Genomic DNA, 12,993 nt, shown 5'->3' on the forward strand with positions numbered 1-12,993 from the left:
GGACGAAGCCAGCTCATCCGCGCGCCCCGAACATCATGCGCCGCGCAACGAAGGCCTTCAGCGGCGGCACCGCTTCGAGCGCGAGCAGCCCGAGGCCCCGCGCATGGCGCAGCGGCGCGAAATCGTTGGAGAAGGTCCGCACCAGGAAATCGGTGAAGCCGAGGCCGCCGAGCACGTCGGTGCGCCGGCCGCGCGCATAGGCGGCGAGCATCGCCGCGCTGCCGAGCGCCTCGCGCGGCGTGTCGCCGACGAGGCTCGCGAGCTCCCAGGCATCGCGCAGGCCGATGTTGAAGCCCTGGCCCGCGACCGGGTGCAGCGTCTGTGCCGCGTTGCCGATGCGCACCACGCGGTCCGCGGCCTCGCTGCCGGTCCAGGCGAGCCGCAAGGGAAAGGTCTTGCGCGGACTGGCGCCGAGGAACAGCCCCATGCGCCCGCCGAAATGCCGGTAGAGTGCCGCGAGGAATTCGCCCTCCGGCAGCGCGGCAATGCGCTGGGCGTCGGCATGGCTTGCGGTCCAGACCAGCGCGTAGCGGTCGCCCTTGGGCAGCAGCGCCGCGGGGCCCTCGGGCGTGAAGCGCTCGAAGGCGCGGTTGGCGTGCGGCAATTCGGTCTGCACGTCGCACACCACGGCCGTCTGATCGTAGTTGCGTTCGAACTTCGGCTGGGGCGCCTCGTCGCCGCGACCGCCGTCGGCGACCGCCGCCAGCGGCGCGACGAGCGTGCGGCCGTCGGCGGTGTGCAGCCGCGCGGCATCGGCGGACGACTCGACGCGATCGACCGCGACGCCGTATTCGACGGCGATGCCGGCATCGCCCAGCGCGTGCTTCAGCGCGGCGGTGAGTTCGGCATAGGGCAGTACGTAGCCCAGGGCCGGCACGCCGAGTTCGTCGGCCGCGAGCCGCGTCACGCCGAGCGCGCCGCGCTGCGAGATGTGGATGCGGGTGATCGGCGTGACGTCGGCCAGGCGCGTCCACACGCCGAGGCGTTCGAGAATGAGACGCGAGCCGTGTGCCAGCGCCAGGGTACGGGTGTCGCCGCGTGCGTCCGCGGACTGCGCCTCGAGGACGCGCGCCGCCACGCCCTGCTGCGCGAGCGCCAGCGCCAGCACCGCCCCGACCGGGCCGGCGCCGACGACGAGGAGGTCGCCCGTGTCTTGCGCAGCCGTCATCCGTGCATCCACGCCTCGATCTCCGCGACCGTCTTCGGCGGATTGGTCAGCACCTCGCAGCCGGAGGCAGTCACCACGACGTCGTCCTCGATGCGGATGCCGATGTTGTGGAAGGCATCCGGCACGTCGTCCGCCGGGCGGATGTAGAGGCCCGGCTCGACCGTCAGCGTCATGCCGGGCAGCAGCGGGCGCCACGCGCCCTTGATCTTGTAGTCGCCGGCGTCGTGCACGTCCATGCCGAGCCAGTGGCCGGTGCGATGCATGTAGAAGCGGCTGTATGCGCTCGATTCGATGAGGCCGTCGACCTCGCCCTTGAGCAGGCCGAGATCGACCATGCCCTGCGTCAGCACGCGCACCGCCGCCTCGTGCGGGCTGTTCCAGTGGTTGCCGGGGCGCACCGCGTCGATCGCCGCGGCCTGCGCGGCCAGCACCAGTTCGTAGGCGTCCTTCTGCGCCGCGCTGAAGGTGCCGTTCACCGGAAAGGTCCGGGTGATGTCGGCGGCGTAGCTGCCGAACTCGGCGGCCGCGTCGATCAGCAGGAGGTCACCGTCGCGCATCGGCTTGTTGTTGAACACGTAGTGCAGCACGCAGGCGTTGGCGCCGCTGGCGACGATCGAGGTATAGGCCGGCGCCTCGGCGCCGCCGCGGCGGAAGGCGGATAGCAGTTCCGCCTCGATCTCGTACTCGTGACGCCCGGGGCGCGTCGCGCGCATGGCGGCGCGGTGCGCGCCGGTGGAAATTTCCGCGGCGTGGCGCATCAGCGCGAGCTCGTGGCCGTCCTTCACCAGCCGCATCTCGTCCAGCCAGACGCGCGCGTCGACCATGCGGACCGGCGCGTGGACGCCGCTGCGCGCCTTGCCGCGCACCGTATTGAGCCAGCCCATGACCTGCGCATCCCACGCGGCTTCGCGGCCGATGATGTAGGCGAGCTGCGGCTGGTTCTCGAGCAGCTTCGGCAACTCCGCATCGAGCGCGTCGAACGCGAAGGCCTCGTCGAAGGCGAAGACCTCGCGTGCCGCGGCCGGGCCGTAGCGGAAGCCGTCCCAGATCTCGCGTTCGTCGTTCCGCTCGCGGCAGAACAGGATGTGGCGCGGCTGGTCACCCGCAATCAGAACGACCACCGCTTCGGGCTCGGCAAAGCCGGTCAGCCAGTAGAAATAGCTGTCGTGCCGGTAGGGGTAATGCGTGTCGCGGTTGCGCGCCACCTCGGGCGCGGTGGCGATGACCATCACGCCCTCGCCCATCTCGTCGATGACCCGCTGACGGCGGGCGCGGTAGATCGCGGAATCAGCTTGCATGCTCGTGTCTCAGTTCGTCATCCAGGGCATCCAGGCGCGCCGGCGTGCCGACGTCGACCCAGCGCCCGCCGAAATGCTCGCCGGACACGCGCCCGGCGTCGATCGCGAGCCGCAGCAGCGGTGCCAGCGGCGCCTTCTCGCCGGCCGGCGTATGGGCGAACAGCGCGCGGTGGTAGGCGCCGATGCCGGCAAAGGTCAGCCGCGCGGGGTGCGGCGTGAGCGGCGCGTCGGCGTCCTTCAGGCGGCCGCGGTCCAGCACGAAGTCGCCCTGCGGATGGTGCGCCGGATTGTCGACCAGCACCAGGTGCGCCGCGTCGCGCCCCGCCGCCAGCAGCGCCAGCGGCTCGGCAAGCCGCGAAAAATCGTATTCGCAGTAGATGTCGCCGTTCACCACGGCGAACGCGTCCGCGCCGATGAGCGGCAGCGCCGTGGCGATGCCGCCGGCGGTCTCCAGCGCGCTCGCCTCGCGCGAATACTCGATCGACACCCCGAACGCCGCGCCGTTCCCCAGCGCGGCCTCGATCTGCTCGCCGAGGTGGGCATGGTTGATGACGATGTGGGTGAAGCCTGCCGCACGCAGGCGCTCGATGTGCCAGACAATCAGCGGCTTGCCGCCGACCACCAGGAGCGGCTTGGGCGTGCGGTCGGTGAGCGGGCGCATGCGCTCGCCGCGGCCCGCTGCCAGGATCATTGCCGTTTTCATGTTCCCCTCTCGCCCTCTCGCCCGCCCACCCCTCACCGCCCACCCCTCACCCCTCACCGCCCACCACTCACCCCTCACCACTCACCACTCACCACTCACCACTCACCACTCACCACTCACCACTCACCACTCACCACTCACCACTCACCACTCACCCCTCACCGCTCACCGCTCACCGCTCACCACTCACCACTCACCACTCACCCCTCACCGCTCACCGCTCACCGCTAGAACGTATACCCCACCTTCACATCCCGATTCTCCAATCCATCCAGCAGGAACAGCATCGGCTTCAGCTCGTCGTAGCGCTCGCACACCTTGCGCAGGTAATGCATGACCAGCGGCATGTCCTTGAGGTAGCCGTCCTTGCCGTCGCGGTGATACAGGCGCGCGAAGATGCCAAGCACCTTGATGTGACGCTGCGCGCCCATCCATTCGAAGTCGCGCCAGAAGTCGCCGAAGTCCTGCCGCACCGGCAGGCGGGCCGCACGCGCCTTCTCCCAGTAACGGATCACCCAGTCGAGCTGCTGTTCCTCGTCCCACTGGATGTAGGCGTCGCGGTAGATCGACGCAAGATCATAGGTGATCGGGCCGTAGACGGCATCCTGGAAGTCGAGAATGCCCGGATTGGGGTCCGACACCATCAGGTTGCGCGAATGCCAGTCGCGGTGGACAAAGACCTGCGGCTGAGCCAGGTTGTTGGCGAGGAGGCGCTCGAACACGGTCTCGAGGACGGCCTTCTGCTGCTCCGTCATCGCGACGCCGAGGTGTTTCGCGACGTACCACTCGGGGAACAGCATCAGCTCGCGGGTCAGGAGCGCACGGTCGTATTCCGCCAGCACGCCCGGGCGGCTCGCCTGCTGGATGCGGATCAGCGCGTCGTTCGACGCCAGATAGAGCTCGCGCGCGACGCCCCGATCGGCGGCGGCTTCGTCGAGCGCCGACAGATAGGTTGTGCTGCCGAGATCGGTCAGCAGCAGGAAGCCCTGCTCCAGATCCTGCGCCAGCACCTGCGGCACGTGCACGCCCGCGTCGCCGAACAGCCGGGCGACCGCGATGAAGGGCCGGCAATCCTCGTGCGCCGGCGGCGCGTCCATCACGATATAATCGCGGCCTTTGGCAGAGACGCGAAAATAACGGCGAAAGCTGGCGTCGGCCGACGCGGGGGCGATATCCAGGGAATCCCCCCCCAACTGTCGGGCGGCCCAGTCCTGTAATGCCTGCAAACGTTCCACTGCGAACCTGCTCCGAATAACGAACCTGCGGATTTTACAACGCTTGTCCACCCTGCCCGGCTTTACGCTCGTCGCGCTGCTGCTGACCGCCGGTTCCGCGGCCGCGGACGGGCTCGTCCTCAAGAAGGACGTCGAGCTGAAGGGATCGACCGCCGCCGGCAAGGAAGGACCGCTTTTCCTGACGGCCGACCGCATCGAGACGACCGCCCCCAACGTCGTCGAGGCGACCGGTGACGTCGAGGCCCGGCAGGCGGGACAGAATTTCTACGCCGACTGGCTGCTCTACGACCTCACGCAGGACCAGGTCCGGGCGCGCGGCCATGTCCGCCTGGAACAGCCGGCCCTGGTCGTGACGGGGGATTCGCTGAAGTTCAACCTCGGCGACTACAGCGGCGAGCTCGTTCAGCCGGTCTACCGGTTCACGGCGCAGCCCGGACGCACGCGGGCCGGCCGTGCCGACGAGACCGTCACAGGCGCCGCACCGGTGGCGCCCCCTCAGCCCGGGCGCGGCCATGCGGATCGCATCGACTTCCTCAACGAGCAGCAGTGCACGCTGAAGCATGCGATCTATACGACGTGTCCGATCGGCAACGACGACTGGTTCCTCAAGGTGGGGGACCTCGACATCGACCGCAACCGCAACGTGGGAACGGCGCGCAACGCCTCGCTGCATTTTCTCGGCGTGCCGATCCTGTACACGCCCTGGGTCGATTTCCCGCTCGACAATGCGCGCAAGACCGGCGTGCTGACGCCGACCATCGGCACCACGCAACGAAGCGGCCTCGACATCCTGCTGCCGTACTACCTCAACCTGGCGCCGAACTACGACGCCACGCTCTATCCGCGGCTGATGTCGAAGCGCGGGATGCAGCTCGGTACCGAATTCCGCTATCTGCTGAGCGATTTCCATGGCGTGAACCGCTTCGAGTACCTGCCCAACGACAGCGTGGCCAACCGCTCCCGCTGGAGCGTCGCGCTCAACAACATCTACCGCATCAGCCCTGCGACCGAGGCCGGCATGCTGTTCAATCGCGTGTCCGACGACGACTATTTCCGCGACCTTTCCAACCTGCTCGCCGCGACGTCGACCACCCACCTCGACCACGAGGCCTGGCTGACCACCCGCCATCCCAACTGGACCGCGGAACTGCGCGCGCAGAGCTTCCAGACGCTGCAGGATTCGACCTCGTCCACCCCGATCCTGGAGCCTTACGCGCGCCTGCCGCAGGCGCTGCTCGGCGTCAACAAGGTCTTCGGCAACGGACTGGAATTCCACCTCGCCAGCGAGGCGACGCGCTTCGCCCACCCGACGCTGGTGGAGGGCACGCGGGTGCTGGCCTATCCCACGCTGCGCATGCCGCTCACCAATTCCTTCGGCTACCTCACGCCGCAGATCGGCTGGCACAGCACCTACTACGCACTCGACAACTCCGCGCCGTCCCAGCCGCAGCACGTCACCCGCAACCTGCCGATCCTCAGCCTCGACAGCGGCGTCACCTTCGAGCGCCCGTTCCGCTTCGCCGACCAGGATTACCAGCAGACGCTGGAGCCCCGCGCCTACTACGTCTACGCGCCCTACCGCGACCAGTCCAACATCCCGGTGTTCGACACCGCGCTGCTCGACTTCAGCTACGCGCAGATGTTCACCGAGAACCAGTTCATCGGCGGCGACCGCGTCAACGACGCCAACCAGCTGACGCTCGCCGTCACCAGCCGCTTCACCGAAGCCGCCAGCGGCCTCGAGCGGCTGCAGGTCACGCTCGGCCAGCGCTACTACTTCAGCACCCAGCAGGTGACCCTCAATCCCGGCGACCCGGTGCGCACCAGCAACGCCACCGACCTGCTTGCAGCCGTCAGCGGCCAGATCACGCGCGCCTGGCGCATCGACACCGCCTGGCAGTTCGACACCCAGACCGGCGCCACGATCCGCCAGAACCTCGCCGCCTCCTATCGCCCCGGCCCCGGACGCGTGCTGAACCTCGGTTACCGCTTCATCGACCAGACCACGGAGCAGGTCGACATCTCCGCGCAATGGCCGCTCGGCCACCGCTGGTACGGCATGTTCCGCTACAACTACTCGTTCAAGGACGCCAAGCTGGTCGAAGGCCTGGCCGGGTTTGAATACAATGCGGGGTGCTGGTCGCTGCGCGGCGTGCTGCAACGCCTTGCCACCAAGGCCGACCAGTCCACCGAGGCGTTCTTCATCCAGCTCGAATTGAACGGAATGGGCCGCATCGGCTCCAACCCGCTCGACGTTCTGAAACACTCTGTTCCCGGATACAGGCCTAGCAATGAACTTGTTCAAACGCCCTGAATGGCGCTGCCCGCAGTGGGCCCTGGCGCTGCTGCTCGCCGTGTCGACCCTGGTGCCGGCCCATGCCGCCGTCCAGGACCTCGACCGCATCGTCGCCGTCGTCAACGACGAGGTCATCACCCGCCAGGAACTCGCGACGCGCTACGACGAGGTGGTGCGCAACCTCGAGCGCCAGAATACGCCGCTGCCGCCGCGCGACGTGCTCGAAAAGCAGTTGCTCGAGCGCATGGTCACCGAGCTTGCGCTGCGCCAGCACGCCAAGGCCACCGGCATCCGCATCGACCCGACGCAGGTCGAGCGTGCCCTGCAGCGCATCGCGGCGCAGAACCACCTCGACATGGCGGGCCTGGCCGCGGCGCTGGCCAAGGAAGGACAGAGCCTCGACGGCATGCGCGCCACCATCCGCAATGAGCTGCTCATCGCCCGCGCGCGCGAGCGCGACGTCGACAACCGCATCACCGTGAGCGACGCGGAAATCGACGGCTACCTGCAGACGCAGGCCCGGCAGGGCGTGGAGACCGAATACAACTTCGCGCACATCCTCGTGGCCGTTCCCGAGAATGCCACGCCCGAACAGATCCAGGCGCGCCGGAGCCGCGCCGAGAACATCCTCGCGCAGCTCGCCAAGGGCGCCGATTTCGGCCAGCTCTCCGCGAGCTATTCCGACGCGCCCAACGCCTTGCAGGGCGGCGTGTTCGGCTGGCGGGCCAGCGGCAAGATCCCGACGCTGTTCGCCGACGCGCTCAAGCAGCTGCAACCGGGGCAGGTCAGCCCCATCCTGACGAGCGGCAACGGCTTCCATATCCTCAAGCTGATCGACAAGCGCGGGCTCGACGCCACCCTCCAGGTCACGCAGACGCACGTCCGCCACATCCTGATCAAGACCAACGAGCTCACCTCGGAGGCCGACGCCCGCAACCGCCTGCTGCAGCTCAAGGAGCGCATCGAGAACGGCGCGAAGTTCGACGAACTGGCGCGCCTGCAGTCCGAGGACGGCAGCGCATCCAAGGGCGGCGATCTCGGCTGGGTGAACCCGGGCGACACGGTGCCGGAATTCGAGAAGGCCATGAACGCCCTGAAGCCGGGCGAGATCAGCGATCCGGTGCACACGCCGTTCGGCTGGCACCTGATCCAGGTACTCGACCGGCGGACCCAGGACGTCACGCAGGAGCGCCAACGGCTGCTCGCGCGCCAGGCGATCCGCGAGCGCAAGGCGGACGAAGCCTTCCAGGACTGGGTGCGGCAGATCCGCGATGCGGCCTATGTGGAAATCCGCCCCATCGACTGAACCTTCGAGCCCGCGCGAGACCGTGCCCCTGCCGCTGATCGCGGTCACCGCGGGCGAGCCTGCCGGCGTCGGCCCGGACCTCTGCGTCGCCCTGTCACAGCAGGCGCTGCCCTGCCGGCTCTCGGTTCTCGGCGATCTCGAGGTGCTGCGCAGCCGGGCCGCCCGGCTCGGCATCGCGGTCGAATTCGAGGCCGGCGACGCGGTCCCGGCGCATCGTCCCGGCGCCCTGCACGTCCGCCATATCCCGGCCGCCTCGCGCGTGACGCCGGGTACGCTGGACAGTGACAACAGCGCACACGTGCTGGCGCTCCTCGACGCCGCGCTCGCAGGCTGCATGAACGGCTCGTACGACGCGATGGTCACGGCCCCCGTGCACAAGGGCGTCATCAACGACGCCGGCTTCGCCTTCACCGGCCACACCGAATATCTGGCCGACCACAGCGGCACCGGGCGGGTCGTGATGATGCTCGTGGGCGGCGGGCTGCGCGTCGCACTCGCCACCACCCACCTGCCCTTGCGCGATGTGGCGGATGCGATCACCGCGCCGCTGCTGGCGGAAGTCATCCGCATCCTGCACGCCGACCTGCAGCGCAAGTTCGGCATCGCGGCGCCACGCATCGCCGTCGCGGGGCTCAACCCGCACGCCGGCGAAGCCGGCCACCTGGGGCGCGAGGAAATCGACATCATCGCGCCCGTGCTCGAACGATTGCGCCACGAGGGCATGGATCTCGTCGGCCCGCAACCCGCGGACACGCTCTTTTCGCGCATCCGCCACGAACCCTGCGACGCCGTGCTGGCGATGTATCACGACCAGGGCCTGCCGGTGCTCAAGTACGCCAGCTTCGGCGCCGGCGTGAACGTCACGCTGGGCCTGCCCTTCATCCGCACCTCGGTCGACCACGGCACCGCGCTCGATCTCGCAGGCAGCGGGCGGGCCGAGGTCGGCAGCCTTTTGGCCGCGATCGAGATGGCGCTGGAGATGGCGAGCAGTGAGCGGTAAGCAGTGAGCCGATAAAAGCGCCATCCCACTCACCACTCACCACTCACCACTCACCACTCACCACTCACCACTCACCACTCACGACTCACCACTCACCACTCACCGCTTACCGCTTACCACTCACCGAGAACCCTATGCCCCCCTCTCCCCGACCCTCTCCCCCAAGGGGGCGAGGGGGCAAACGTGATGCCCAGACCGAGCGCTGCGCTTGCCCTCTCCCCAACCCTCCCCCCAAATGGGGGAGGGAGCGAAAGTGATGCCCAAAACGGTTAACCACATTCCCCGCAAGCGCTTCGGCCAGAACTTCCTCGTCGACCAAGGGATCATCCATGCGATCGTCGAGGCCGTCCGCCCGCAGCCCGGCGAGACCGTCGTCGAAATCGGCCCCGGCCTCGGCGCCCTGACCCGCCCCCTGCTGGAGCGCCTGCCGCACCTGCACGCGGTCGAGCTCGACCGCGACATCATCGCGCGCCTGCAGAAGGCGTGGCCGGCCGAGCGCCTCACGATCCACGCCGGCGACGCGCTGAAATTCGACTTCGGCAGCCTCGGCAACGACGTCCGCGTGGTCGGCAACCTGCCGTACAACATCTCCAGCCCGCTGCTGTTCCACCTGATGGCCTTCGCGCCACACATCCGCGACATGCACTTCATGCTGCAGAAGGAAGTCGTCGCGCGCATGGTCGCCGCACCGGGCGGCGCCGACTATGGCCGGCTGTCGGTCATGCTGCAGCGGCGCTTCCACATGGCGTGGCTGCTCGACGTGCCGCCCGGCGCGTTCGAGCCGCCGCCCAAGGTCGACTCCGCCGTGGTGCGTCTGATCCCGAAATCCGCATCTGAAATCGTTCCGCTCGACGAGGCGCTGTTCGCCAGGGTGGTCGCGACGGCGTTCTCGCAGCGGCGCAAGACGCTCCGGAACACCCTCGGCGCCCTGATGCGGGCGGAGGATCTTGCCGCGCTGGGGATCGATCCGGGCCTGCGCGCCGAGGCACTGCCGCTGGCCGACTACGAAGCCATCGCCCGCCATCTCGCGGCCCGGGCGCCCGCCGCCTGACGCCTGCGCGGACGCCGCCGACCTGCCTCAAGATTCGGACACCGCTATCCGTTATGGGGTGGGTCCTTCAATCATCGCTATGAACATCACGCCTGCGGGTGCGCCGACGCCAAAAATGCCATTCCTCGAGCCCGACATCGAGCGTGCGCTGCTCCGCGCCTACATCGACAGCGCGAACGACGGCATTTTCGTGCTGTGCGACGAGATGAAGTTCCACGTCGCGAACCCGGTCCTGGCGCAGTGGCTGGGAATGAGCGAGGCCGAGCTGACCGCCCATGGCCAGCGCATCCCGATCACCGACCTGTTCGGATCCGCCGCGACCGCATCGCAATTCCGTCATCAGTTTGCCGCTGCGGCCCAGGGACAGGCAGTGCGCTTCGAAGTGGAAATCCGGCCGCCACGCGGCGACACCCGCTGGGTGGAGATCGGCATGAACCGCGTCCACCTGGAAGACGGCGAGTTGGTGATCGGCATCGTGCGCGACACCACCGAACAGAAAATGCTGCAAACGGCACTGCAGCACCTTGCCAGCCACGACGACCTGACGGGACTCTTCAACCGCCGCGCGTTCCGGCAACGGCTGCGCACGCTGGTCAACGCGCAGCACGCCGGCGCCGTGCCGCATGCGCTTCTCTACGTGGATCTCGACCAGTTCAAGGTCGTGAACGACACCTGCGGCCACGCGGCCGGCGACGAATTGCTGCACCAGATCGGCATGCGCCTGAAGAAGCTGGCCGGCTCCGCCGATCTCGTCGCCCGCCTGGGGGGCGACGAATTCGGCCTGCTGCTGCACGACCGCCCGATCGAGGAGGCGATGAAGGTGGCGCGATCGCTGTGCGAGGACGTCGCCGCCCATCGCTTCACCTGGGATGGCCGGCCCTTCGAAATCACCGCCAGCGTCGGCGTCTGCGCGATCAATCGCGACATCCCCTCGGCCGAAGAGGCCTTGAGCGCGGCCGATGCCGCCTGCCACGTCGCCAAGGATCAAGGACGCAACCGTGCCCAGCTGTATTCCGAGGGCGCCGCCAGCAAGGACAAGCGCCAGGAAATGGCCTGGGTCGCCCGCTTGCAGAAGGCGCTGGAGGAGAACCGCTTCCAGATCTGGCACCAGCGCATCCTCGGTCTCCGCGACACGGACGACGCCGACGGCGTGCATGTCGAGATGCTGCTGCGCCTGGTCGACGAGAACGGCGAAATCGTCGCACCGGCTCGCTTCTTTCCCGCCGCCGAGCGCTATGGCCTGATGCCCGCCATCGACCGCTGGGTGATCCAGCATCTGTTGCTCGGCGGGGAATGCGGCCGTCCGCATCAAGGCATGCCGGCGCATTGCGCGATCAATCTGTCGGGGGCCAGTCTCAACGACGACCGCTTCCTCGTCTTTCTTGAAGACGCCCTGAGGCGCACCGCGATTCCCACCACCGCACTCTGTTTCGAGATCACCGAGACGGTCGCGGTGGCCAATTTCGCCCGCGTGCGCGAGGTGATGCAGCGTCTCCAGAATTTCGGCTGCCGGTTCGCGCTGGACGATTTCGGCAGCGGCATGTCCTCGTTCAGCTACCTGAAGAACCTGCCGGTCGATTCGCTCAAGATCGACGGCGCCCTGGTCCGCAACATCGTCGAGGATGCGGCGGACCTCACGATGGTCGAGGCGATCGCGCGGATCGGCCGCGCCCTCGGCCTGCGAACGGTCGCCGAATTCGTCGAGAGCGACGCAATCCTCGAGAAGCTGCGCGCCGTCGGCGTGGACTATGCCCAGGGGTATGCGATCCACCGGCCGGCGCCCCTGGCCGCGGATCCCGCTCCTCAGCCAGGCAGGAAGGGATAGTCCGTATACCCTCTTTCTTCGCCGCTGTAGAACGTCTGCCCATCCGGGGCATTGAGCGGCGCACCGCGGCGAAAGCGCTCGACGAGGTCGGGATTGGCAAGCAACAGGCGGCCGAAGGCGATGGCGTCGGCGGCACCCGCGCGGATTTCCACCTGCGCGGTCGCGAAATCGTAGCCGTTGTTGAGAACCAGGTTGCCGACGTAGAGCGCACGCAACCGCGCGTAGTCGAAGGGCACCCACTGCTCGCGCGGCGCGCCGCCCGTCCCCTGCAGGATGTCCAGGAACGCCAGCTTCAGGGGGTTGAGCTGCGTCACCACATACTCGAAAGTGGCCTGCGGATCGTCGTCGGCGATGTCGTTGAACGTCGTCACCGGGGACAAGCGCACACCGACGCGGTCATGGCCGACCGTCCGGCAAACCCCCTCCATCACCTCCAGTAGCAGGCGCGCCCGGTTTTCCTTGCCGCCACCGTAAGCGTCGCTGCGCCGGTTGGTCGACGAACGCAGGAACTGGTCGAGCAGATAGCCATTGCCGGCATGCACCTCGACGCCGTCGAAACCCGCCTCCATGGCGTTGCGCGCGGCGCGGGCGTAGGCTTCGACGACGCCGGGCAGTTCCGCGGTTTCCAGCGCGCGTGGCGTGACGAAGTCCTTCATTGCCGTGCCGGTATAGACCTGCCCCGCCGGCCGGATCGCCGACGGCGCCACCGGCCGCCCGCCGCCCGGCTGCAGGTCGGGATGCGAGATCCGCCCCACGTGCCACAGCTGCAGTGCGATGCGGCCGCCTGCGCCGTGGACCGCCGCGGTCACCGCCTTCCAGCCGGCGATCTGTTCGGGCGTGTGAATTCCCGGCGTGCGCGGATAGCCGTGGCCTTCGGCGCAGATCGGCGAGGCCTCGGTGAGGATCAGCCCGGCCGATGCGCGTTGACGGTAGTATTCCGCGACGAGCGGCGTCGGTACGTTGCCGGCACCGGCCCGGTTGCGGGTCAGCGAGGACATGACGATGCGGTTGGGAAGCTCGATGGCGCCGAAGCGCGCAGGCGAGAAGAGATCGCTCATAGACGGTATCCTTGTGAGGGCGCCGTGGGGGCGCGCGAGGGGTCAACGTGTGC

General features: G+C 68.3%; 10 protein-coding genes. 5 read left to right on the forward strand and 5 right to left on the reverse strand.

The annotated features are described in order from the left end of the window. Window positions 1–13: 13 nt before the first annotated feature. The 4 genes from VA613_RS12425 to VA613_RS12440 form a co-directional block, all read right to left on the reverse strand. Entirely contained in the window at window positions 14–1,168 is a 1,155-nt protein-coding gene (locus tag VA613_RS12425) for an FAD-dependent monooxygenase (RefSeq protein ID WP_324779331.1), read from the reverse strand. Next, complete coding sequence (locus tag VA613_RS12430; protein WP_324779332.1) at window positions 1,165–2,466, reverse strand: aminopeptidase P N-terminal domain-containing protein; 1,302 nt, start codon at window positions 2,464–2,466, stop codon at window positions 1,165–1,167. The genes VA613_RS12425 and VA613_RS12430 overlap by 4 nt, the downstream gene beginning before the upstream one ends. Continuing rightward, a complete protein-coding gene (gene murU / locus VA613_RS12435) occupies window positions 2,456–3,169 on the reverse strand; it encodes an N-acetylmuramate alpha-1-phosphate uridylyltransferase MurU (RefSeq protein WP_324779333.1) in 714 nt (237 codons plus the stop codon). Before murU ends, VA613_RS12430 begins: the two co-directional genes overlap by 11 nt. Before the next feature lie 227 nt (window positions 3,170–3,396). Then, entirely contained in the window at window positions 3,397–4,404 is a 1,008-nt protein-coding gene (locus VA613_RS12440) for an aminoglycoside phosphotransferase family protein (protein WP_324779334.1), read from the reverse strand. 43 nt (window positions 4,405–4,447) lie between these two features. Here VA613_RS12440 and VA613_RS12445 point away from each other — a divergent pair, with 43 nt between their 5' ends. The 5 genes from VA613_RS12445 to VA613_RS12465 all read left to right on the forward strand — a co-directional run bounded on the left by VA613_RS12445 (window position 4,448) and on the right by VA613_RS12465 (window position 11,882). Further along, window positions 4,448–6,718, forward strand: coding sequence for an LPS-assembly protein LptD (locus VA613_RS12445; protein WP_324779335.1), 2,271 nt, complete (start codon window positions 4,448–4,450; stop codon window positions 6,716–6,718). Next, entirely contained in the window at window positions 6,696–8,006 is a 1,311-nt protein-coding gene (locus VA613_RS12450; RefSeq protein WP_324779336.1) for a peptidylprolyl isomerase, read from the forward strand. The genes VA613_RS12445 and VA613_RS12450 overlap by 23 nt, the downstream gene beginning before the upstream one ends. Further along, window positions 7,981–9,006, forward strand: a complete 1,026-nt coding sequence (pdxA, locus tag VA613_RS12455) for a 4-hydroxythreonine-4-phosphate dehydrogenase PdxA (protein ID WP_407702847.1) — start codon at window positions 7,981–7,983, stop codon at window positions 9,004–9,006. The genes VA613_RS12450 and pdxA overlap by 26 nt, the downstream gene beginning before the upstream one ends. 256 nt (window positions 9,007–9,262) lie before the next feature. Then, window positions 9,263–10,057, forward strand: coding sequence for a 16S rRNA (adenine(1518)-N(6)/adenine(1519)-N(6))-dimethyltransferase RsmA (gene rsmA / locus VA613_RS12460; protein WP_324779338.1), 795 nt, complete (start codon window positions 9,263–9,265; stop codon window positions 10,055–10,057). A 79-nt stretch (window positions 10,058–10,136) separates the two neighbouring features. After that, window positions 10,137–11,882 carry a putative bifunctional diguanylate cyclase/phosphodiesterase gene (locus tag VA613_RS12465; RefSeq protein WP_324779339.1) on the forward strand — a complete coding sequence of 582 codons (1,746 nt, stop codon included), beginning with the start codon at window positions 10,137–10,139 and terminating at the stop codon, window positions 11,880–11,882. On the opposite strand, the gene VA613_RS12470 is transcribed toward VA613_RS12465, so the two are convergent. Beyond that, the gene (locus tag VA613_RS12470; RefSeq protein ID WP_324779340.1) at window positions 11,861–12,940 is read right to left on the reverse strand and encodes an alkene reductase; all 1,080 of its coding nucleotides are present in this window, start codon (window positions 12,938–12,940) and stop codon (window positions 11,861–11,863) included. The two genes, VA613_RS12465 and VA613_RS12470, sit on opposite strands and share 22 nt — an antisense overlap. Window positions 12,941–12,993: the final 53 nt, after the last annotated feature.

The sequence above is a fragment of the Thiobacillus sp. SCUT-2 genome, assembly GCF_035621355.1.
Classification (GTDB): Bacteria; Pseudomonadota; Gammaproteobacteria; order Burkholderiales; family Thiobacillaceae; genus Thiobacillus; species Thiobacillus sedimenti.

What these genes read in the sequence shown, in the direction of transcription:
- VA613_RS12425 (WP_324779331.1), bottom strand. Translation starts at nt 1,168, where the DNA reads ATGACGGCTGCGCAAGACACGGGCGACCTCCTCGTCGTCGGCGCCGGC.
- VA613_RS12430 (WP_324779332.1), bottom strand. Translation starts at nt 2,466, where the DNA reads ATGCAAGCTGATTCCGCGATCTACCGCGCCCGCCGTCAGCGGGTCATC.
- murU (WP_324779333.1), bottom strand. Translation starts at nt 3,169, where the DNA reads ATGAAAACGGCAATGATCCTGGCAGCGGGCCGCGGCGAGCGCATGCGC.
- VA613_RS12450 (WP_324779336.1), top strand. Translation starts at nt 6,696, where the DNA reads ATGAACTTGTTCAAACGCCCTGAATGGCGCTGCCCGCAGTGGGCCCTG.
- pdxA (WP_407702847.1), top strand. Translation starts at nt 7,981, where the DNA reads ATGTGGAAATCCGCCCCATCGACTGAACCTTCGAGCCCGCGCGAGACC.
- rsmA (WP_324779338.1), top strand. Translation starts at nt 9,263, where the DNA reads ATGCCCAAAACGGTTAACCACATTCCCCGCAAGCGCTTCGGCCAGAAC.
- VA613_RS12465 (WP_324779339.1), top strand. Translation starts at nt 10,137, where the DNA reads ATGAACATCACGCCTGCGGGTGCGCCGACGCCAAAAATGCCATTCCTC.
- VA613_RS12470 (WP_324779340.1), bottom strand. Translation starts at nt 12,940, where the DNA reads ATGAGCGATCTCTTCTCGCCTGCGCGCTTCGGCGCCATCGAGCTTCCC.